This window comes from Exiguobacterium sp. s149 (assembly GCF_018618395.1).
Lineage (GTDB): Bacteria > Bacillota > Bacilli > Exiguobacteriales > Exiguobacteriaceae > Exiguobacterium > Exiguobacterium chiriqhucha.
Window position 1 is genome coordinate 147,892 of the sequence record NZ_JACSLZ010000004.1, and the last position, 20,001, is coordinate 167,892.

Consider the following 20,001-nt stretch of genomic DNA (forward strand, 5'->3'; position numbering starts at 1 on the left):
CTCTGTTTATTGAACTAGACGCTCGAGCGCCAGTCCTCGCGATGCTTTTAACAATATCACAGTCTGGGGGCGTTGATAACTGCCGAGGAGGACTTTCGCTTCCTCGACCGTCGGCACCATTGTCACGTTCACACGCGGGTCGGTGATGCCTGCCGCGATCCATTTCGCTTTTTCTCCGATGAGGATGCAATCCGTGACCGGGGCCGTGATGCAATGACCGACTTGTTCGTGCTGAGCAATCTCGTCCGTCCCGAGTTCATACATGTCCCCGAGAACGAGGACGCGGCGTGAGAACCCTTCTAGCGTTTTAATCGTCTCGACGGCGGCAATCATCGACGTCGGGCTCGCGTTATAGGCGTCATTGACCAAGTGGGCATCGCCGAACATCCGTTTCTCCATCCGCATCGACGTCAACTGGACGCGGTCAAGACCACGTTGAATCGTGTCATGCCCTAACCCGAACTTGAGACCGCAGGCAATCGCATAGGCGGCGTTGCGGATTTGATGGGCCCCGAGCACTTTCAACTCATACAGCTCGTTATTGTAGCGGAAAATCGAGGCGTCAAACGTCGCCTCCACGACCTCGAGCTTACCGTCCGCAGTCGAATCGTATCCGACGCGGTACCCGCCTGCCTCATTTAGGAGCGGCTCATCGGCATCAACGATTAAGACACCGTCCGGTTTCAACCCGGCTTTAATCTCGAGCTTGGCCTTGGCGATCCCCTCACGCCCCCCTACTTGTTCGCCGTGTGACTCGCCGATATTCGTGACGAAAGCGATGTCCGGTTTGGCGAGCTTCGAAAGCAACTCGATTTGCCCGAACCCGTTCATGCCCATCTCGAGAACAGCGACTTCGGTGTCGCGTGGCATTCGGAGCACGGTGAGCGGCAATCCGACGTCCGAGTTAAAGTTTCCGGCCGTCTTATGCGTCTTGAACGTCTCGCCGAGCACGACGGCAATCATGTCTTTCGTTGACGTCTTCCCGTTCGACCCGGTGATGGCGACGACTTTCGGATTAATTTCCGCCAAGTAGCGGGCAGCTGCTTCTTGAAGTGCTGTTAACGGTGAGGAGACCGGGATGGCGATAATCCCTTCCGGCAACGGACGGTCTTGTTCCCAAAACGTCACGATCGCCCCTTGCTTGATGGCAGCCTCGATGTAATCATGTCCATCGACGCGCGCCCCGATAATCGGGACGAACAAGCCGTCGGCATTGTCGTCTCGCGAGTCGGTCGCGACGTGGTGGACCTCGCGCGAATCATGTATTTCCATCCCAAACCAAGATGCGAGTGTTTGAATCGTCAACTGTTCCATAACCATTTCCTCCTGTGACAAAGGAAAAGAGAGCCGAGGCCCTCTTCATCCCTTTGCGTTAGTTCGACGGTGACGCGAGCTTCACTTTCAGCGTCGCTCCCGTCTTGACGGGCTTGCCTTTCCCAATCGATTGAGATGTGACAAAGCCGGTGCCGTCTATTTCTAAATTCAATTGATAAAGCGTTGCTAACCGCTTCACGTCACGAAGTGACCAGCCCTTGAGCGTCGGCATCGCGAACGAGTCCGCCGTCTTTAACAGCAACCGCTCACCGACGACGTACGGTTGGCCTTCGACCGGACTTTGCGCCGTGACCGTCTCACCGTTACCGAGTGCCACCGGTGTGAACGCGGCCGCTTTGGCTTCCTTCACAGCGTCATCACGACCTTGGTCGACGAACGATGCCGTCGTTTTCGTCGAGGCGTCAATCGATTTCGCTTGCTTGTCCGGCTCGACGCTCCGATAGCGGAGCGCGACGTCCATCACATCTTTGAACAGCGGTGCCATGATGCGTGGTCCCGTCGTTGATGAGTCACCGTTCGGACGATCGACGGCGATATACATGACGAGTTCCGGGTCGTCTTCCGGCGCCATGCCGACGAACGAATGGATGTATTGTCCACTCAAGTACTTCCCGTTCTCGGCGATTTGCGCCGTTCCGGTCTTACCGACGACGCGATAGTTGTCGAGGGCGTACAATTGTCCCGTCCCGACATCGCTGTTGACGACGCCATCGAGCGCTTCCCGCGTCTGTTTGGCCGCCTCGGCCGTGATTGGTTGTCCGACGATTTTTGGATTCTTCGTCCGAATCGTTTCACCGGTCTCACGGTTGACGACTTTCTTGATGACATGGGGTTGCTTCATCGTCCCATCGGTCGCGATGGCCGACGTCGCTTGTAATATCTGCATCGGCGTGACAGCCGTCGATTGGCCCCATGCCGTGATCAAGACGTTCAACGGGCTCTCGAAATCGAATTGGCTGTTGACCTCGCCCGGTAAGTCGACGCCTGTGCGTTGATCAAACTTGAAGGCGTTGAAATAATCCTCATAGCGGCTTAGGCCGAGACGCTCGTTCGCAAGAATCGAGAACGCGACGTTCGACGAATGCCAGACGCCTTCTACCATAGGAATCGTACCCCATCCGGTAATGTTGTAATCATTGAATACGGTCTTGCCATACTTATATGAACCCGATTTATACAGTTCATTCGGATTATAGACGCCTTCGTTAATGGCGGCGGCCAACGTGAAGATTTTCATTGTTGACCCCGGCTCGAAACGAGACGACACCGAGAAGTTGCTATACGAGCTGATTTCGCGCGTGTTCGGGTCAAACGAAGGACGGTCCGACAAGGCGATGATTTCGCCGGTCTTCGGGTCCATGATAATCGCCGTCGCATTCTTCGGTTTGTATTCTTGATACAGTTCTTCCATTTTCGTATCGAGCAGCTGTTGAATCCGGTGGTCGAGCGTGAGTTGCACGTCGGCCCCGTCTTCCGGGTCGATCTTCAATTGTTCGTCGCTCGAGACGATTTGGCGTCCGGCCAAGTCTTTCTCGAAACGGTACAGCCCATACGACTCACTCAAGACATCGTTGAGTGATTTTTCGATACCAAGCTCACCGACGAGTTCGATCCGACCGTTCTGATCGATTTTCTGGGCATAGCCGACGACACTCGAAGCGAACACTTTGTTCGGATAGTAACGTTTCGGCTCTTCGACGAACGTGACCCCTGGAATCTCGAACGCCTCAATCTCTTCTTTTTGATCGACCGTCAAATCGCGGCCCGGTACGCCGAACTCGATTTGACCGCGATCTTTGTTCTGCTCGAGCCGCTTCAAAATATCGGCCTCAGTCATCGGAATGACGGTCGCGAGTTGCTTGGCGGCCTCGGCGAACTCATCGGGCATGAGCGTCTTGTTCTCGACCCGTTCGCCACCGAGTTTCAATACGGCCACGATGCGGTAAGACGGGATGTTGATGGCGATCGGTTGTCCGAACCGGTCATATATCTCGCCCCGCTCCGCTTTTAGCGTACTGACCGCTTTCCAACGCTCTTCCTCAGCGAACGCGAGCATGTTCTCGCCTTTGTACGTCTGGAAGACGGACAAATAGAAGAACCAACCGACAAAAAATAAAAAGAGCGGTGTGAAGCAAACAATCGCCACCCACGCCACTCTTTTTTTACTCTGTTGTAGAGAATTCATCAGTCAATCACCTTGACGTTGTTCTCATTGAATTGCATTCCGAGCTTTTCAGCAATCGCATAGATTCTCTCAGGTGAGCTTAGTTGGGCGATCTCATACTTCAATTCTTCATTCTCTTTGGCGATCGTGTTCGTCTCTTGTGTGATTAAAGCCGTATCGCGCATGATGTTGTACGCTTCGTTATGTTTCGATACCGTGATGCCACCGAACAGGACAACTGAACCAATCATGGTCGGGTACAGGATGGATTCGAACAAAGTCAACGTACGTCGTTTTGGAGCTGGTATTGGTCGTTCTTGCGGAATCGGATTTCGATTCGGCGTAACTTGAGGCTGCAGAGCCTTACGAGCAGCTTCTGGCATCAGGTATCCCTCCTACGTACAGTCTATTTTTGTTTTTCTGCGACCCGGAGTTTGGCAGAACGGGCCCGGCGGTTGCCTTCGAGCTCGTCGTCCCCGGCTGTGATCGGCTTGCGCGTGATCAATTTCAGTTCGGGTTCAAACTCTTTCGGGATGACCGGCAATCCGGGCGGTAACGGCGGATGCTGGCTTTTCTCTTTGAACACTTGCTTACAAATTCGATCTTCTAACGAATGGAACGTGATGACGCAAATGCGTCCGTTGATGGCGAGCATGTCGATCGCGTCTTGGACGGCACGGTCGAACACGTTCAACTCATCGTTGACGGCGATGCGGATGGCTTGGAACGTCCGCTTCGCAGGATGACCGCCTTTTCGTCGAGCTGGCGCCGGAATTGCGTCTTTAATCAATTCGACGAGTTCGAACGTCGTCTCGATCGGTTTGACGGCACGGGCCTGCTCAATCTTACGCGCAATCTGTTTGGAGAATTTTTCTTCCCCGTATGTAAAGAAGATGCGGGCAAGATCTCCGAACGGCCATTCGTTGACGACGTGATACGCGGACAGCTCGCGTGAACGGTCCATACGCATATCGAGCGGTGCGTCGTAATTGTAGCTAAAGCCACGTTCGGCCTCATCGAGCTGCGGCGACGATACGCCAAGGTCGAACAATACCCCATCGACCTGAGTGATTCCCCGCGCCAACAGTTCGTCTTTCAAATGGACGAAATTGCTTTTAATGAACGTAACCCGGTCCTCATATGGAGCCAGCCGCTCACTCGCGTGCTTGAGCGCGACGTCGTCTTGGTCGAAGGCGTATAGATGGCCTGTCGTCAAACGCTTGACGATTTCTTCGCTGTGACCGGCTCCTCCTAACGTACAATCGACATAAATCCCGTCTGGCTTAATATTTAATCCCTCAATGGACTCCATTTTTAATACCGTTTCATGCTCAAACATACAAAAACCCTCTCAACCTACATTTTTCAACTATTTTATTACGTTTACTTTATCATAAAAATGTCAAGCGCCGCATAGCTTTTTAGCGAAAAGAGGAAACAAAAAGGTAACAAACAAAAAATGGTTCCCACAAATTTCTGGGAACCATCTCAATCGAGCACATTTCGGTTACAATTTGACCAAACATCGCTCGAAATCAGCTTGTTCATAAGTCCGGCGTAAACGCTCGAACAAATCGAGACCGTGACGGTTTAACAAAGGGACCATCGACCAAATCCGTTCTTGCGGGGCGTCCATCGGCAAGAGCCGTGTCGATAGATGAATCCGGCGACTGTTCAAGCGATATTGGTTGCGTTTCGCTTCAGCTCGCATCTCGTCGCCAAGGCGTTCGAGCACATGGCGTGCCTTCGCATCAAACCGGTGGCCGTGTTTGCCTGCCTCGCGCCCGATTGCTTCCGTGAGCGTCCGGTACGCATACAGGTTTTGGTCAAACGCTTCATCATCGAACGTGTGATCCGGTAACGGGTCCGCCAAATAGTCGACGAGCGTCACGCCTTCTTGGGCGAGCTTCTTCTCATCGTTCGCCGAGACGAGCACGGCCCCGAGCCGTGGAAGCAACAGTGGCATCTTCCAATCGAGGACATGGAACAAGGGACGAAGTTGAAGCCAATAGGCGATTTCACCAGGACCTGCGATATAGGCGAGTGTCGGGAACAAGTGGTCCTGCATGAGTGGACGGGACACGACGTTGTTCGAGAACCGCTCCGGGTGCGTTTCCACTTGTTGAATCAGCTCAGCCTCCGTGAAGCGGTGGCCCCGCTTCGTCGTGAAGAGCCCGTCCTGTTTCGTCAACAGTTCGCGCGTCCCATCGTGATAGAACAGGTGGGCCGCTTCCCGATTCAACTCGACAATCGGCATCCCGTCCTCGAACGAATCGTGCAGCGCCGCCTGCAAGCGATCGTGTTCCGTGATCAACCGTTTGAACGCGTCGCGCTCGAGGGCCCGAACTTCCGGCTGGTGCGGGTCGAACAGGATGAAGTCCGTGCCGACAAACCGACGCATCATTTGACCGAAGAATTGGGCGAACGAATGGCTCGCTTGAATCACATCGACGAGCTCATGATAGAGCGTCGTCGTATAACGCGTCTCCGTCTCGGATAACAAGAGGCGTTGCAACATTTGCACGAGTTCGATTTTAAGGCGATCGAATTCCAATTCTCCGACCGACGCCTTCCCGGCGAGCGGGACGGTCGACAACGCCTCTTTGCGCAGTTGACGCGACAGCGGTTGGCTCACGAAGACATGATTGATTTCGGCATAATCATGATCCTCCGTCGCCATCCAAAAGATCGGGAGGACCGGTTTGTTCAATTTCGCTTCCGCCTGTCTGGTCTTCTTCAGCACGGTCAACAGTTTATACACCGCGAACAACGGACCACCGAACACCCCGACTTGTTGCCCGGTCACCATCGTGAACGCCTCACCGGCGGCCAACGCTTCGAGTTTTGATTCGAGCGCCGGAGAAATCGGACCGTGGACGGCTTGTTGGTCTCGCAAAATGTCGACGAGCGCGGGCAAATGCTTGAAGGAACGGTTCATCAGTTCGTCCGCCCTCACCTCGAGCTCATCCATCCCTGTATAGTCCAGCCATTTCGAATAGCCCGTCTCCACTTGCATCATCGGAGACGATGGGGCGTACATGGCGTCTAGCGACTCTATCCTCACGTATAACGACTTCCTTTCAAACGATTAATACATCATCTCTCGTGCGATGCCAATCGTAAACAAGACGATGTGGGCCGGGACGAGCACCAGAAACAATAAGCGCCACCCGTGTACGAACATCTTCGAATAGACGACATCCTCATGGCGAATCCGTTGCCAAATCGCGTTGGCCGGGAAGATGGCGGCACAGACCGCAAGCAACAGCCAGATCAAATCGATCCCGACAATCGCTTCGAGCAGAACCGCACATGCATAAAACCAAAGGATCACGCCGGCGTCACAGGCGAGTTTGAACGTATTAACCGATTTCGGCATAATTTTTCTAAGTATCATATACACCATAAACCAAATGACGAGTGGAAATGAAACGATATACACTAGCACGATACGCTCGCTCCTAAAATTAATTTTTGCATGACCGGAATGACGGTCAATGTGACGCCTCGTTCGTCGGCACGTTTCAAGAGCGGCGTCAAGATGGCGTCGACCTCGGTCTGGCGCCCCGCCTCGATGTCACGTAGCATCGAAGAACGATTGTGTGCCGTCTTGTCGATAATCGTGTCGATATATGTATACGGGACGTGACGGTCGAACAACATCGTCAGTTCTTCGTAAAGCGCCGTCGCGATATCGCGGCAAGGCGGTACGGCGACCGCACCGTTCTCGACACGGCAGAGCGCCGTAATCGGATTGATGATTGCGTTGGCGAATAGTTTCTCGGTGACGACTTGTTCGATATCCGTCTCCCACACGACAGTGAGCGGTGACGCGTTGAACGACATCTCTTCGAGCGAGCCGAGGCTGCCGATGCGGATGCGCCCGAGCCCGGTATGCTGAAGCCGATGGCCATCGCGGCTCACACCATGTTCGACCACACCGAGGTGGAATCCTTTCGTACGTGCATAGTCGAGATGCGCGATTCCGTTCGAACAGATGAATACGGGTACGTCGCCGGACAATCGTTCCGTCGCCGCCTCGACCTGATGCGCTTTCGTCGTCACAAAGAACACGTCCTGCTCCGTCTCAATGATTTTCGTCACCGGACAGAGGCGAACCTGAACCGTTCCCTGCGTGACGCCGGTACGTTCGATCATCACAGTCGATGCCTCGTCAACACGGCCATAGAGGGTCACCGTATAGTCCGGTTCGAACAGCGAAGCCATCAACATGCCGACGGCGCCGTTCCCGATAATCCCAATTCGTTTAATCGGCTTCATTGGCCATCCCTCCACGTCTAGTCTGCACTGAAAAGTTTACCACAATCTGTTTCCACGACCCAAAAATAAAAAAAGAAGCGGCCTCCGAGGAGACCGCTTCTTTTCGCATTATTTGCTTGTTACTTCTTTACCGTTGTAGTGTCCGCAAGATTTGCATACACGGTGAGAAAGCTTCATTTCGCCACAGTTCGGGCACTCGTTCATACCAGGTACGTTGAGTTTGAAGTGAGTACGACGAAGACGTTTGCGAGTTTTCGACGTTCTACGGAATGGTACTGCCATCGTTGTCCACCTCCTTGAAAAGTTAGCCGTTCTCGTCCTCTTTTTTAGAGAACAAGTCAGCGAGCCCCGCGAGGCGCGGGTCAATTTTTGGTTGGTCGTCCGGCTGCTCGTCAATGACGGACCAGCCTTCCCCTTCAACCTGAGTTTTGTCTGTTTCGTTCCCAAAGATTTGCATTGGGACGTCTAACATGATGAGCTCTTTTACGATCGGTCGCAGATCAATCGTATTTCCTTCTGGCAAATTGACATCATCGAATTGCTCCGTATAACGCCCATTCTCCAAAAAGAAAGGCTCGAGCGATTCAATATCGAATTCATAAATGACATCATCCAACGTACGCGCATCTGGCAACGTCAGGTCACCTTGAATCTTCAGATTGAATGTAACTTGATTAGATGTGAACGACGCATTCCCGTGCACATGCACCGGACGAATCGAACGGATATCCGGATGGAGCTGAGTAAGCTCTGGTAGTTCGACCATCTCATCGATGGTAAAACTGTCACCCTGGTTTCGTAGCTTAAGTAGCTGTGCAATAGACCACTTCATCCGAATCACCTCAATTGCAACAATATGAATTATAGATAGGCCAACTTGTTTTGTCAATGTTTTTTCTTTACACTAAAATCAGTTGACGACGGCGCTTTGCCAAAGCGTACTTATCCATCTTACACCAATCCAATCGACAATGCAAAGGAGTAATTTTATGCGAAAAACGGCCATCATTGCCGAGTACAATCCGTTCCATAACGGGCACCTCCATCAGGCGGAACGAGCCCGGATCGAAACAGACGCTGACGCTGTCATCGCCGTCATGAGTGCCCAGTTCACCCAGCGCGGCGAGCCGGCAGCTTTCGACAAATGGAGCCGGGCCCGCGCCGCCGTCCAAACGGGCGCGATCGACCTCGTCATCGAACTCCCGACTCGTTTCGGCGTGCACCGGGCCGACCGGTTCGCGAGCGCCGCGGTCGCCATCGCCGAGCGCGTACGTTGTCAAACGCTGTCCTTCGGTAGCGAGAGCGGCGACATCAGCGACGTTACCCAGGCGGCGGCGGCCAACATCGAAGCGACTCCAGCCTATCAGACGGCGTTCAAAGAAGCGTTGGACAATGGACGTTCTTCCGCCAAGGCGTCGAGCGAGGCGTTCGGGTCACTCTATCCCGACTTTGATTTGACGCTCCCGAACAACATTCTCGCCTATCACTACGCGAAAGCGGCGACGTCCATCGAACTGCACACGATTCGCCGTCTCGGGGCCGGATACCATGACCCGAGCGTCTCAGACGTCATGTCGGCCACGGGCGTGCGCGCCCACTACTTAGAGTCAGGTCTGGTCCGGGCCGTCCCTGACGCCACGAGAACGCTGTTTCAGGACAATCCGATGGCGCATTGGTCACTTTATTGGCCCGTCCTTCAATATAAGCTGCGGACGACCCCGAAAGACGTACTTGAGCAACTCGTCGGTATCGACAGCTCGCTGTCGCCCCGCTTGATTCAAGCCGGGCTCGAGCCGACGTTCGAACAGGCGCTCGCCCGCTTATTGACGAGACGTTATACCCGGACGTCCATCCAACGAGCGCTCGTCGCCATCCTCATCCATTGGCGACAGGACGAGTTGCCGGAACGGTTCGACGACGTACCGTATATCCGTCCGCTCGCGTTCAACACAATCGGGCGCACTGTGTTAAAGGACATAAAAAAAGACGTACCGCTCCTCAGCAAGTACCATCCCGATCTTGCGTTCGAGGCTCGAGTGACCGAGGCGTATCGCCTTCCGCTCGGAAATCGGTCACTCGTCGAACATATGCAAACTCCTCAATTCATCGATTCTAAATAATCGATGGCTTCCTCGACCGTCTTGACGGGAACGACTTCAATGTCGCTCTCGAGTCGGTCGAGCGACTCCATCGCCTCGTCGTAGTTCGACCCGGCCGGCACGAAGAACACGGATGCCCCAGCCTCGTCCGCAGCTACGATTTTTTGCCATGCCCCGCCAATCGGCCCGACGTTCCCTAACTCATCGACCGTTCCCGTTCCGGCAATGACGGCACCGCCCGTCAAATCGCCCGGCGTCAACTGATCAAAAATCTCGAGCGTGAACATGAGGCCGGCCGACGGTCCGCCGACGTTCGTCAGTTCGAACGAGACGTCCGGGTCCGTGCGCACGTCCTGGACGGGCAGCGGCTCATAAATCCCAAGCCCGACCCGGTCCCCGCTCCGGTCAATCGGTTGAATCAGCGTATCGACCTCACGTTCGCGACCGTCACGTTCAAGCGTGACAGAGACTTCATCGCCGGCTTCAAATGAGGCGACGCGTTCGATAAAGTCAAGGCGCGATGCGAACGATTGGCCATCGAGCGCCGTGATGATGTCACCCGGCTTCAAGACGTTCGCGGCGAGCGACCCCGTGATTGGGGCCGAGACGTACATGCCGTCAAACGTCACCGTCACATCGGCGTCCGCCAACTCATAGGCGTATTGAATCGCCGCTTGTTGCGACGACGACATCAACAACTCTTGTCTGCGTTCGTAGTCCGCCTCGCTTTCCCCGTCATACAGATAGCGGCTGGCCGGACTCGCCTCCGTGAACGGGGTGAACCAGCTGCCGACGAGCCAGAGCGGTGTCGCCCGGCGTTGCGAGATGGTCACCATCTTCAGTTCGCCCGGTTCTTTGTCCCCGCCCTCGACCGTCATGAACTCTTCGATCGTCGTCGCCTCGCCCGGATACGTGATGTAATACGGGAGTGGCACGAACAAGAAAATCAGGACAGCCACGAGCAGACCGAAACCGATTTTGAGCGACTTCATTGTCCGGGACTCACTTCATATTTTTGCCGCAACGCGAGTTCGACTTGCTCCGGGACGAGCTCGGCGACGGACGCCCCGTATTTGGCGACTTCTTTCACAATCGAAGAGCTGAGGAACGAGTACTGGCTGTTCGTCATCATGAACAACGTCTCCACGTTCTCATTCAACTTTTTATTGATCGATGCGATTTGAAGCTCATACTCGAAGTCCGAGACGGCCCGCAGGCCACGGACGATGGTCGCCGCCTCACGCTTGGCGGCATATTCGACGAGCAGACCGCCAAACGCGTCGGCGGTGACGTTCGGTAAATGTGTGGTCACCTCACGAATGAGCGACAGACGCTCTTCCACGTTAAAGAGAGGTGCCTTACTCGAGTTTTCGAGCACGGCGACTATAACTTCGTCGAAGATAGCCGCCGCCCGCTCGATGATATCTAAATGGCCGTTCGTAATCGGGTCAAAGCTCCCCGGGCAAATCGCGATACGTTTTGACATGTTCTCACTCCTCGGTCGCTGCATACTCGTAAAAGCTGATCGTAATCACGTCCGAGTAGCGTTGCACCTTGATTTTTTCCAACTGCCCGACTCGGTCCGGCAACGTCACGTCGCTGCCGTGCTCGCAGACGACGACACCGTTGTCCGTCAACAGCCGGTTCGTTTCAATGATTTGTAAAAACGGCACATGTTCCTCCGCATGGTACGGCGGGTCCATGAATATCAGTTTAAACGGCTGACCTTTGAGGACGAGTTGGTCGAGAACAGAGCGAGCGTCTTGTTGGAGCACCGTCGCTTTCGACTCGTAACGTGTCGTCTGCAAATTGTCTGTGACCGTCTGAATCGCCTTTCGTTGCTTGTCGACGAACACGGCATGGTCACACCCCCGTGACAACGCCTCGATTCCTAGACCGCCGCTCCCGGCGTATAGGTCAAGCGCATCGCCCCCGGCGAAATAAGGACCGATGATGTTGAATAACGATTCTTTTACTTTATCTGTCGTTGGTCGTGTGGCCGACCCCGGGACCGCCTTGAGTCGGGTCCCTTTTCTTTCTCCTGAAATCACTCGCATATTCGTTCTCCTTCACCACAAAAGATGAAGGCGGTGCCGCCTTCATCTCTGTGTTATTTCTGCTTCGATTCGTACGTTTCCGCGACGAACGGCCGCTCACTGCGGACGACCGCTTCGACGAACGGCAACGCGCTCACTTGTTCGAGAATCGCCTCATGTCCATCAAGGTCGGTATACAAGAAGGCGTACTTCTCCCGCTTTGACACGTAATACAGGTTCGCATAGCGACGCAACGCCTTCACTTGTTTCAACGATTGGACGTAAACGACGAACCCGATTCGACCATTCAACTCAAACGTCTTAGATGGCACATCCACAGCTTCCGCCTCCACAACTTCCTCCGCCTGAACATCCGCCTTCGTCGAAGAACGGGTTTCCGGTCGGGACTTTGATTTTTGGAGAAACCGAGAAGGCCAACAGCTCACTCACTTCCCCGAGCAGCTTATCTAAACTGCGTTCCGCTTTTTTAAATGCGGCCACTTCTGGCTGGACATCGAGACGCCGTTTGACGAGATGCATCTCTTTTTTAATGCGATCGTGGTCCGGGTGATGTTTCCCGAACCGCTGTACGTACTCGTAATCTTCTTTCATCCGCAAGAACTCACGTTCCACGAGACGCGCTTCCTCTGATTGGGCTCGCGCTTGTTTCGTGGCAATATATGTTTGGAACGACTCGCTCGCTTCAATCAAATCGGCTAACGATTCCGTTTGATCGAGCAGGGCGATCGTCTGTTCAGTAATAATCATGGCTTTCACCCTTTCTGCCATGATTTTAACACATTTGATTCCCTCTGTAAGCAATCGGCTTTATAATTGAATATGACTGTCAAGCGTCCAACCAGAAAGGAAGTGAACAGGTGCGCACCTGCACCTCGCTATGAAAAAAGTCTCATTCAATATGATTCGCTCGGCCGGCATTAAGACCGACTATGCGAAACCTGAATATTATTACGACCAGCTCGATAAAGTAAGAGCAGCCGACCTCGTCTTGTTCCCTGAATATTGGATGGTTAACTCGATCATCTACGGACTCAATAAACCGATTTTCCCGTCTCCAGCCACGTATCACCTCGGGCACGATAAGATTGAGATGACGCGCGCCTTCAAGGCGACGTTCCCGCACCGAATCCCGAAGACGCTCATCTACGGGAAAAACCCTTATACGATTGAGCGTGTTTTGGAAGAGTTCGAGTATCCGTTCGTCGCCAAGACGGCCAAGTCGTCGATGGGACAAGGCGTCTGGCTCATCAAGCATGAACAGGATTGGCTCAAGTACGTCGACAAGCACGAGACGTTTTACGTCCAGCAATACATCCCGAACGACCGTGACCTGCGAATCATCGTCATCGGTGAAGAAGTCGTCGGTTCGTATTGGCGTGTCAGCGAGGCGTTCTTGAACAACGTCGCCCAAGGCGCCCAGTTCTCATATGATGATATCCCGGAAGACGTCGTCGCGGAAGTGCTCGACATCGCCAAGACGCTCCACATCAATCACGCGGCCTTCGACGTCATCGTCGCCGACGGTGAATTTTACATTTTAGAGTTCAACGTCTTCTTCGGCTCAGAGGGACTCATGCCGCTCGGTGTGAGGCTTACAGACAAAATCAACCATTACCTCGACACCCGCGCTTGAGGCGTTCATCTTTTTTTCACAATTTGAACACACGTTATTCCAAGAACGTTTTCGAATATGATATGATGACATATGAGGTTTATTAGGGAAAAGGGGGATTATGATGAAATTTGAGCAGTTCCACATCGAGGGAAAAGAGATCCGCTTCGGTTTGCTCGAGACGATCATGGATCATCATCATTTCATCCGTGAAGGCGCTTGGGACTATGAGCGTGCAACGTATGACATGAAGTACGAGAAACAATCGACAGGCGAGACGTTCTACCTTCGCTTACCGGTATATGCAATCGAAGGCCAAATCGAGGACCGTCATGCGGTCGTCAAAATGTTGACACCAATTCTCGGAAAACATTACTACCCGCACGGCGTCGAGTACGACGAAGAGTTCCCAGAAGAAATCGTCCGTGATTGCGAGCGTCGTCTAGCCGCACTCGCTGAGACACTCGAAGTAAAACCCCTTGCATAAGCGAAGGGGTTTTTCTTATGGACACATATAACGAACCGAGGTAAGCATCGGCAGAGCAAGTTACGCCGACAAGTCCTCTGATTGGATGATGGTGCAGCCCTTACCCTCGTAATACGCAATCATGTCGTCGATTTTCTTCAAGTCATAGCTCGTGATGCAATCCGACAGGACGCTAACCGTATAGTCGGATTTCCGCAGATTGTAACACGTCGACTTCACACAGGCGGTCGCATCGCCCCCGGTGATATAGAACGTGTCGATGCCGTGCTGTTCAATGAACGTCGCGAACGCCTCGCTCGTCAAGGCGTTGCCCTTGTATTTGGTGAACACGTGATCAGACACAATCTTCAAATCTGGGACTAATTCCGCCCCGCGCGTCCCGGTTTTGAACGTTCTCGTCCCCGCAGATAAGTTCTCATGCCGAATATAGACGACATGAAGTCCCTTGGCGACCGCCCAATCGATTGATGTGTTGATGTTGTCGATGATCGCTTTGTAATTTTTCGTGATGTCATTCTGAATGTCGATGACGACCAACGCTTGCTGTTGCATCTGATTTCCCCCTCGATGAGTCGTGTACCGTAACTACTCTTTTCATCTTACCAGAGTTGAATCTTGGAAAATATAGACAAAATAAATCATCAGCATACAAAAAAGGGAGGACCCGCCGAGGGTCTCCCTTTTGTCATGTCGCGATGACGTTGAGCGTCACATCGACTTGTCCGAGCAACAAGTCGAACTGGTCGCGCACGTACCGATATAAGCGTTCAGCCTCAACGAGTGAGACGGGTGCAACGATTTGATAATCGTATCGCTCTTTCGAGACGGACACGACCTTCACTTCGCGCAATCCGAATTCGATTGCACTGCAAGCAATCAAATCCTCAATCGCCCGCTCGGCGATCGTCACATCTCCATAGGAATAATCATTTCCGATGACAGCCATCGTATCATTCATCTTCTTCACTCCTTTTCTGCCGCGAGTACTAACACGTCCTCCATAATGGTTTCGATATCGACGGGTTTTTCTCCTGCCGTGGCCATTTGGGCGACCGCACGGACGTCGTGCTGACGGTCGATGATATACATCGTCGTCGCATGCGTGACGAGTCCGCTGTTCGCTTTCGAATAATAGAATTGAAGCTGACGCGTGATGCGGTCGATATCGGCCTGGTCCCCGGTCAACATCTTCCAGCCCGTCGGTTCGGCTTGAAACGCCTCCCCATAATTCTCGAGGACCGGCACCGTATCGACTTCAGGGTCGACAGTGATGGCGACGAGCTCGACGTCCGTCCCGTACAGGTCGTTCGCTTTCAACTCTTGCTCGAGCTTCATGAAGTCACGCAACGTGAGCGGGCAGATGTCCGGACAGTTCGTATAGAAGAACGTGACGATTTTGACTTTGCCATTATCCGAATTGTACGACTGACCGTCGAGCGCGTTCGTCAACGTGAACGGGGTCGGCTCTTGGATGACGGGCAGGTCCTCTTCTTTAAAGAAAAAGAAGTACGAGGCCACACCGATTGCCACCAGAATGGCGACCGTCAAGCCGACCGTCATATAGCTGTTCCGTTTCATCCTCATCCCCCTCTCTCGATTCACCCGCCGATAATGGCACGGAAGACGTTCGTCGTCTCACCCGGGTCATAGGCGACATAAAGGAGGACGTATACCGTCACGCCTGTAATCGCTGTGAAAAACCAGACGACCGAGGCTTTCGGTCCGATTTTACGGTGTTTCTCGACTTTATTTTTATAGCCGAGGTAAAGCGTGATCAATCCGAGGACCCCACCCGTCGTCGCGAGCAGGATATGGAAAATCATGAACGCCAAATAGTAAGGCTTCACAGAATCTGGTCCTCCGAAAGCGGTATTGCCGACAAAAATCGTCCGTGAGACGTAAAGAATGAAGAATGTCGTCGCGGCGATTGCGGCGGCCGTCATGACTTTCTTATGCTTGTCGACGTTGCGGCGATCGCGCGCAATGATCGTCCATCCAATCGCTACTAAAATAGCACTGATGACAATGAATGTCACACTGATCAAGGCAAGATAGTTCATCGTAGTTTCCCCTTTGACTTAGTTCATTTTTTCTCTTTTGGTTCTTGCGGTGTGAACGACATGCCTTCGTCAATCGCAAGCGATTTCGTCCGGCGCACCCAACCGAAGAACGTCCAGCCGAAGAAGAAACCGTAGACGACTTCTTGACCGAGCTTCATCAATACCCCGCCGAAACGTTGGTCTTCGAGAGCGCTGTTCGTCGCTCCCATGAGCGCATTCAAATCGAGACCCGACACATCGCCGTTCGGCATACAGTAGCCGAGCACCGTTGCGAACGTCTCCGCGTCCGTATAGGCGTCATACAAGATACCTTGGCTGAAGATGATGAACGCACAGGCCGGTGTCAAGAGCACACCGTTCGCGATGATGTATACCATCCGCTTCAAATCTGACATCCCTTCCTCTTCTTCTGAGAGGAACGGTGCGATGACCGGATACCACATCGTCAAACTGAAGACGACGAGGGCGCCGTGGAAGATACGGTGCACACCATAGTTTGTCAAGACGTAGTCAAAGATGAATGGCATGTGGTAAAACGTGAATAATGCATTGAACAAAACGAGTGCGATCAAAGGTTTTGTCATAAACTTAAGCGTCGGCCCAATCACCTTATAGCTAAATAATTTCTCGAACACCCAATACGGCATCCCGTACACGACGAGCGCCGGTGCGAGAACATAGACGAGCACCATCTGCAACATGTGTACCGAGAAGATGATGTGTGCGAGAACATCGACCGGACTTCCGAAACCGATGTAATACAATAAAATGGCGGATAACATACTGAACTTTTGTAGTAACGTGGTCGACTCGTACCCTCGCTTCGCCATTTTCTCTGTGACGACCGCATAGAGGACGTACAACCCTACCATCAACAATCCGAACCATGGACTCCAAAGTGTCATCCAATCGAACTGTTTGAGTAGCTCTGATGTATTCCAGAGCATCCCTTCACCCCTTTTCTTTCTCTCCCAAACCAATGAAACCGTTCACTTCAAGATTACTATTCCTTTATTTTTGAAGTAAAGCAAAAAGGACTGAATCATCTATGTTTCCACAGATGTTCAATCCTTTGTCACATTTACCAAATGAGCAAGCGAAGTGCAGCGACTGTAATGATGGCGACAAAAATGCCAAGCCACATCATTCCGACGATCCACGTGTTGCCACGGTTGTTCATATGCATGAAGATATACAGCTGCAAGAACACTTGGATGATGGCGAGGATGATTAAGAAACCACCTGCCGCCCACACCGGCATGAGTTCAGCGTATACGGCGCCGAACGCGACGAATGTGAGCAAAATCATCATCGCGAAGCTGATCAACTGGAGTTGATACTCGCGGCGTGACTCGGCTTTTACTTCAAGCTCTAACTGTTTGTGTGATTCGTTGATTGGTTGTTTTTCCATGTTAGCTCACCATCCCTAAGAGGTAGACGATTGAGAAGATGAAAACCCAGACGACGTCGATAAAGTGCCAGTACAGGCTCGACACGTAAAACTTCGGTGCGTTGTACACATCGATTGGACGGTTCCAGTTGCGAATCAACAGCGTCGTGATCCAAAGTAGACCGAACGTGACGTGCGCGCCGTGGAAACCGACGAGCGTGTAGAACGCAGATCCGAACGCGCTCGACGTGAACGTGTGACCGATATGGTAGTAGTGGATGAACTCGTAAATCTCAGCTCCAAGGAAACCTGCCCCGAGGAGAAGCGTAATCACCAACCAAAACTTCATGCGGCCTGGATTGTTCGCTTTCATGTTCATCATGGCGAGAACACTTGTGAGCGAACTTGTGAGGAGGAGCATCGTCATTAAGAAGACGAGCCCCATCTCAAAGATATTGTAAGAACGAAGTTCCTCTGGCGCACCAGAGTTGAGTAGACCGACATACGTTCCGAAGAGCGAGGCGAAGAGAACGGTCTCTCCACCGAGGAAGAACCAGAAGGCTACATATTTATTTTTCCCTTCCAGCGTGGCTTTCTCTGGATTGGCCGGAATTCCGGTCACCGGGTGTTTTTCGACTGCATGTGCCATTTATTGGTCTCCTTTCTCACGAATCGCTTTCAAATCCGCTTCGATCTTCGATTTTGGAATGTAGAAGCCATGGTCGTCAATCCATGAACGGAGGAACATCGACACGAATGTGATGAGCAATCCGATCACGATGAGTGACCAACCGACAACTGCGTTATCCATTTGGAAAATCGCTCCGAGTCCGGCGATGAACAAGCCGAGTGACATGAAGAACGGGATAATCGAGTTGTTCGGCATGTGGATGTCTGCTACTGGTTCAGCGACAGATACCCGTTTGTTGCCCGCCATCTTCTCGAGCCAGAACGTATCGAGACCTTTGACAAGCGGTGTTTGTGCAAAGTTGTACTCTGGAGTCGGTACAGGAAGCGTCCACTCCAATGTACGTCCATCTTCCCAATGGTCCGGCTTGACGCGTTGTTTCGACAAGAATGCTTTCACAACAGCGACGAGCAAGACGATCGTCGACACACCCATGAAGAAGGCTCCGATTGTCGACAGCAAGTTCATCGTCTCAAACCCTTGGTTCGGAAGGTATGTGAAGACGCGGCGTGGCATCCCGAATAATCCGAGGAAATGTTGCGGGAAGAACGTCAAGTGGAACCCGATGAAGAACAACCAGAACTGCCAGTAGCCAAGCTTCTCAGAGAGCGCTTTGCCGAACATGAGCGGGAACCAGTAGTAAAGTCCTGCAAATAGACCGTAAACGACCCCACCTACGATTACGTAGTGGAAGTGAGCGACAACGAAGTAACTATCGTGGTACTGATAGTCGGCCGGTGCGACCGAAAGCATGACCCCTGTCATTCCCCCGACGAGGAATGATGGAATGAATGCGACCGAGTAGAGCATCGCGACGTTGAACTTGATTTGTCCGCCCCATAGTGTGAACAACCAGTTGAAGATTTTGACCCCTGTCGGAACGGCGATGGCCATTGTTGCGACAGCGAAAATCGAGTTGGCGACCGGTCCAAGACCGACCGTGAACATGTGGTGGACCCAAACCATGAATCCGAGGAAACCGATGAGCATCGTTGCGAAGACCATCGTTGTATAACCGAATAGGCGTTTACGAGCGAATGTCGGAATAATTTCCGAGAAAATACCGAACGCCGGTAAAATCAAGATGTATACTTCCGGGTGTCCGAAGATCCAGAAGAGGTGTTCCCAGATGACTACGTTACCGCCGGCTGCCGGGTCGAAGTAAACGGCTCCGAACAAGCGTTCGAACATCAACATGAACAATCCGACTGTGAGCGGTGGGAACGCGAAGACGATCAACGCCGAAGCGACGAACGTCGTCCACGTGAAGAGCGGCATCCGCATGAGTTTCATACCTGGAGCACGCATGTTCAAAATCGTGACGAGGAAGTTAATCCCGGCCATGAGTGAACCGAAACCTGAAATTTGAAGACCAAGGGCATAGAAGTCGACCCCTGATGCTTCCGGTTGTGTCGAGAGCGGCGCGTACGCCGTCCAGCCTGCGTTCGGAGCTGCGCCGAAGAACCAGCTAAGGTTCAACATGACACCACCGAAGAAGAACAACCAGAATCCGAGTGAGTTAATGAACGGGAACGCGACATCGCGTGCCCCGATTTGAAGTGGTACGACGGCGTTCATGAATCCGAATAACATCGGCATGGCCGCTAGGAAGATCATCGTCGTCCCGTGCATCGTAATCAATTGGTTAAACGTTTCGCCGCTGACGAAGTCGTTCATCGGACGAACGAGTTGCCACCGAATAAGTAATGCTTCAATTCCACCGAGAAGGAGGAAGAAGATTCCTGAGAACAAATACAAAATACCGATTTTTTTGTGGTCAACCGTCGTAACCCAATCCATGATGCCATTGTATTTACGCGGTTGCTGC

The 20,001-nt window shown here is 52.7% G+C and carries 25 protein-coding genes; 3 read left to right on the plus strand and 22 right to left on the minus strand.

Annotation, left to right across the window (positions count from 1 at the left end):
* Positions 1–6: 6 nt before the first annotated feature.
* The 9 genes from KNP81_RS07370 to KNP81_RS07410 all read right to left on the minus strand — a co-directional run bounded on the left by KNP81_RS07370 (position 7) and on the right by KNP81_RS07410 (position 8,612).
* Entirely contained in the window at positions 7–1,314 is a 1,308-nt protein-coding gene (locus tag KNP81_RS07370) for a UDP-N-acetylmuramoyl-tripeptide--D-alanyl-D-alanine ligase (protein ID WP_251130304.1), read from the minus strand.
* A gap of 58 nt (positions 1,315–1,372) precedes the next feature.
* Positions 1,373–3,481 (minus strand): penicillin-binding protein, encoded by a 2,109-nt coding sequence (locus KNP81_RS07375; RefSeq protein WP_286038163.1) that lies wholly within the window; start codon positions 3,479–3,481, stop codon positions 1,373–1,375.
* A gap of 38 nt (positions 3,482–3,519) precedes the next feature.
* Positions 3,520–3,882: a cell division protein FtsL gene (gene ftsL / locus KNP81_RS07380; RefSeq protein ID WP_021067039.1), complete on the minus strand. Its 363-nt coding sequence runs from the start codon at positions 3,880–3,882 to the stop codon at positions 3,520–3,522.
* A gap of 23 nt (positions 3,883–3,905) precedes the next feature.
* Positions 3,906–4,838: a 16S rRNA (cytosine(1402)-N(4))-methyltransferase RsmH gene (rsmH, locus tag KNP81_RS07385; protein WP_021067038.1), complete on the minus strand. Its 933-nt coding sequence runs from the start codon at positions 4,836–4,838 to the stop codon at positions 3,906–3,908.
* A gap of 168 nt (positions 4,839–5,006) precedes the next feature.
* The gene (bshC, locus tag KNP81_RS07390) at positions 5,007–6,563 is read right to left on the minus strand and encodes a bacillithiol biosynthesis cysteine-adding enzyme BshC (protein ID WP_286038162.1); all 1,557 of its coding nucleotides are present in this window, start codon (positions 6,561–6,563) and stop codon (positions 5,007–5,009) included.
* 24 nt (positions 6,564–6,587) lie between these two features.
* Positions 6,588–6,947 carry a DUF3397 domain-containing protein gene (locus tag KNP81_RS07395; protein ID WP_021067036.1) on the minus strand — a complete coding sequence of 120 codons (360 nt, stop codon included), beginning with the start codon at positions 6,945–6,947 and terminating at the stop codon, positions 6,588–6,590.
* Positions 6,941–7,780: a ketopantoate reductase C-terminal domain-containing protein gene (locus KNP81_RS07400; RefSeq protein WP_214719487.1), complete on the minus strand. Its 840-nt coding sequence runs from the start codon at positions 7,778–7,780 to the stop codon at positions 6,941–6,943. Before KNP81_RS07400 ends, KNP81_RS07395 begins: the two co-directional genes overlap by 7 nt.
* Before the next feature lie 108 nt (positions 7,781–7,888).
* On the minus strand, positions 7,889–8,062 hold the full coding sequence (gene rpmF / locus KNP81_RS07405; RefSeq protein WP_015881300.1) for a 50S ribosomal protein L32: 174 nt from the start codon (positions 8,060–8,062) through the stop codon (positions 7,889–7,891).
* Positions 8,063–8,084: 22 nt separating this feature from the next.
* Entirely contained in the window at positions 8,085–8,612 is a 528-nt protein-coding gene (locus KNP81_RS07410) for a YceD family protein (RefSeq protein WP_029595742.1), read from the minus strand.
* A gap of 157 nt (positions 8,613–8,769) precedes the next feature.
* Here KNP81_RS07410 and KNP81_RS07415 point away from each other — a divergent pair, with 157 nt between their 5' ends.
* A complete protein-coding gene (locus KNP81_RS07415) occupies positions 8,770–9,900 on the plus strand; it encodes a tRNA(Met) cytidine acetate ligase (protein ID WP_214719488.1) in 1,131 nt (376 codons plus the stop codon).
* Here KNP81_RS07415 and KNP81_RS07420 read toward each other — a convergent pair.
* From KNP81_RS07420 to KNP81_RS07440, 5 genes are read right to left on the minus strand one after another with little or no spacing between them, the layout of a single operon-like run.
* Complete coding sequence (locus tag KNP81_RS07420) at positions 9,879–10,871, minus strand: SepM family pheromone-processing serine protease (protein WP_021067032.1); 993 nt, start codon at positions 10,869–10,871, stop codon at positions 9,879–9,881. The two genes, KNP81_RS07415 and KNP81_RS07420, sit on opposite strands and share 22 nt — an antisense overlap.
* Positions 10,868–11,365 (minus strand): pantetheine-phosphate adenylyltransferase, encoded by a 498-nt coding sequence (gene coaD, locus KNP81_RS07425; RefSeq protein ID WP_214719489.1) that lies wholly within the window; start codon positions 11,363–11,365, stop codon positions 10,868–10,870. Before coaD ends, KNP81_RS07420 begins: the two co-directional genes overlap by 4 nt.
* 4 nt (positions 11,366–11,369) lie before the next feature.
* Complete coding sequence (rsmD, locus tag KNP81_RS07430; RefSeq protein WP_214719490.1) at positions 11,370–11,936, minus strand: 16S rRNA (guanine(966)-N(2))-methyltransferase RsmD; 567 nt, start codon at positions 11,934–11,936, stop codon at positions 11,370–11,372.
* 53 nt (positions 11,937–11,989) lie between these two features.
* Positions 11,990–12,253 carry a DUF2129 domain-containing protein gene (locus KNP81_RS07435; protein WP_286038161.1) on the minus strand — a complete coding sequence of 88 codons (264 nt, stop codon included), beginning with the start codon at positions 12,251–12,253 and terminating at the stop codon, positions 11,990–11,992.
* On the minus strand, positions 12,237–12,683 hold the full coding sequence (locus KNP81_RS07440; RefSeq protein ID WP_034777059.1) for a YlbF/YmcA family competence regulator: 447 nt from the start codon (positions 12,681–12,683) through the stop codon (positions 12,237–12,239). The genes KNP81_RS07435 and KNP81_RS07440 overlap by 17 nt, the downstream gene beginning before the upstream one ends.
* A 130-nt stretch (positions 12,684–12,813) precedes the next feature.
* Here KNP81_RS07440 and KNP81_RS07445 point away from each other — a divergent pair, with 130 nt between their 5' ends.
* Together KNP81_RS07445 and KNP81_RS07450 are read left to right on the plus strand one after the other, a co-directional pair.
* Entirely contained in the window at positions 12,814–13,569 is a 756-nt protein-coding gene (locus KNP81_RS07445) for an ATP-grasp domain-containing protein (RefSeq protein WP_214719491.1), read from the plus strand.
* A gap of 103 nt (positions 13,570–13,672) precedes the next feature.
* Entirely contained in the window at positions 13,673–14,035 is a 363-nt protein-coding gene (locus KNP81_RS07450) for a YugN family protein (protein WP_021067026.1), read from the plus strand.
* 60 nt (positions 14,036–14,095) lie between these two features.
* On the opposite strand, the gene KNP81_RS07455 is transcribed toward KNP81_RS07450, so the two are convergent.
* The 8 genes from KNP81_RS07455 to ctaD form a co-directional block, all read right to left on the minus strand.
* Positions 14,096–14,587 carry a cysteine hydrolase family protein gene (locus KNP81_RS07455; RefSeq protein ID WP_214719492.1) on the minus strand — a complete coding sequence of 164 codons (492 nt, stop codon included), beginning with the start codon at positions 14,585–14,587 and terminating at the stop codon, positions 14,096–14,098.
* Positions 14,588–14,720: 133 nt separating this feature from the next.
* Positions 14,721–14,993 carry a hypothetical protein gene (locus KNP81_RS07460; RefSeq protein ID WP_021067024.1) on the minus strand — a complete coding sequence of 91 codons (273 nt, stop codon included), beginning with the start codon at positions 14,991–14,993 and terminating at the stop codon, positions 14,721–14,723.
* A gap of 5 nt (positions 14,994–14,998) precedes the next feature.
* Positions 14,999–15,613 (minus strand): SCO family protein, encoded by a 615-nt coding sequence (locus KNP81_RS07465; RefSeq protein WP_214719493.1) that lies wholly within the window; start codon positions 15,611–15,613, stop codon positions 14,999–15,001.
* A 20-nt stretch (positions 15,614–15,633) separates the two neighbouring features.
* Positions 15,634–16,095, minus strand: a complete 462-nt coding sequence (locus KNP81_RS07470; RefSeq protein WP_034777049.1) for a DUF420 domain-containing protein — start codon at positions 16,093–16,095, stop codon at positions 15,634–15,636.
* A gap of 23 nt (positions 16,096–16,118) precedes the next feature.
* Positions 16,119–17,042: a cytochrome c oxidase assembly protein gene (locus KNP81_RS07475; RefSeq protein WP_214719494.1), complete on the minus strand. Its 924-nt coding sequence runs from the start codon at positions 17,040–17,042 to the stop codon at positions 16,119–16,121.
* A 134-nt stretch (positions 17,043–17,176) separates the two neighbouring features.
* Positions 17,177–17,506, minus strand: a complete 330-nt coding sequence (locus KNP81_RS07480) for a cytochrome C oxidase subunit IV family protein (protein WP_021067020.1) — start codon at positions 17,504–17,506, stop codon at positions 17,177–17,179.
* Position 17,507: 1 nt separating this feature from the next.
* Positions 17,508–18,134, minus strand: coding sequence for a cytochrome (ubi)quinol oxidase subunit III (locus tag KNP81_RS07485; RefSeq protein ID WP_021067019.1), 627 nt, complete (start codon positions 18,132–18,134; stop codon positions 17,508–17,510).
* Complete coding sequence (ctaD, locus tag KNP81_RS07490; RefSeq protein ID WP_051627797.1) at positions 18,135–19,973, minus strand: cytochrome c oxidase subunit I; 1,839 nt, start codon at positions 19,971–19,973, stop codon at positions 18,135–18,137.
* Positions 19,974–20,001 lie beyond the last annotated feature (28 nt).

Bases quoted from the DNA above. Each gene is read 5' to 3' on its own strand.
- KNP81_RS07370 (WP_251130304.1), bottom strand. From the start codon at position 1,314: ATGGAACAGTTGACGATTCAAACACTCGCATCTTGGTTTGGGATGGAA.
- ftsL (WP_021067039.1), bottom strand. From the start codon at position 3,882: ATGCCAGAAGCTGCTCGTAAGGCTCTGCAGCCTCAAGTTACGCCGAAT.
- rsmH (WP_021067038.1), bottom strand. From the start codon at position 4,838: ATGTTTGAGCATGAAACGGTATTAAAAATGGAGTCCATTGAGGGATTA.
- KNP81_RS07400 (WP_214719487.1), bottom strand. From the start codon at position 7,780: ATGAAGCCGATTAAACGAATTGGGATTATCGGGAACGGCGCCGTCGGC.
- rpmF (WP_015881300.1), bottom strand. From the start codon at position 8,062: ATGGCAGTACCATTCCGTAGAACGTCGAAAACTCGCAAACGTCTTCGT.
- KNP81_RS07410 (WP_029595742.1), bottom strand. From the start codon at position 8,612: ATGAAGTGGTCTATTGCACAGCTACTTAAGCTACGAAACCAGGGTGAC.
- KNP81_RS07415 (WP_214719488.1), top strand. From the start codon at position 8,770: ATGCGAAAAACGGCCATCATTGCCGAGTACAATCCGTTCCATAACGGG.
- KNP81_RS07420 (WP_021067032.1), bottom strand. From the start codon at position 10,871: ATGAAGTCGCTCAAAATCGGTTTCGGTCTGCTCGTGGCTGTCCTGATT.
- coaD (WP_214719489.1), bottom strand. From the start codon at position 11,365: ATGTCAAAACGTATCGCGATTTGCCCGGGGAGCTTTGACCCGATTACG.
- rsmD (WP_214719490.1), bottom strand. From the start codon at position 11,936: ATGCGAGTGATTTCAGGAGAAAGAAAAGGGACCCGACTCAAGGCGGTC.
- KNP81_RS07440 (WP_034777059.1), bottom strand. From the start codon at position 12,683: ATGATTATTACTGAACAGACGATCGCCCTGCTCGATCAAACGGAATCG.
- KNP81_RS07445 (WP_214719491.1), top strand. From the start codon at position 12,814: ATGAAAAAAGTCTCATTCAATATGATTCGCTCGGCCGGCATTAAGACC.
- KNP81_RS07450 (WP_021067026.1), top strand. From the start codon at position 13,673: ATGAAATTTGAGCAGTTCCACATCGAGGGAAAAGAGATCCGCTTCGGT.
- KNP81_RS07455 (WP_214719492.1), bottom strand. From the start codon at position 14,587: ATGCAACAGCAAGCGTTGGTCGTCATCGACATTCAGAATGACATCACG.
- KNP81_RS07460 (WP_021067024.1), bottom strand. From the start codon at position 14,993: ATGAATGATACGATGGCTGTCATCGGAAATGATTATTCCTATGGAGAT.
- KNP81_RS07465 (WP_214719493.1), bottom strand. From the start codon at position 15,613: ATGAAACGGAACAGCTATATGACGGTCGGCTTGACGGTCGCCATTCTG.
- KNP81_RS07470 (WP_034777049.1), bottom strand. From the start codon at position 16,095: ATGAACTATCTTGCCTTGATCAGTGTGACATTCATTGTCATCAGTGCT.
- KNP81_RS07475 (WP_214719494.1), bottom strand. From the start codon at position 17,042: ATGCTCTGGAATACATCAGAGCTACTCAAACAGTTCGATTGGATGACA.
- KNP81_RS07480 (WP_021067020.1), bottom strand. From the start codon at position 17,506: ATGGAAAAACAACCAATCAACGAATCACACAAACAGTTAGAGCTTGAA.
- KNP81_RS07485 (WP_021067019.1), bottom strand. From the start codon at position 18,134: ATGGCACATGCAGTCGAAAAACACCCGGTGACCGGAATTCCGGCCAAT.
- ctaD (WP_051627797.1), bottom strand. From the start codon at position 19,973: ATGGATTGGGTTACGACGGTTGACCACAAAAAAATCGGTATTTTGTAT.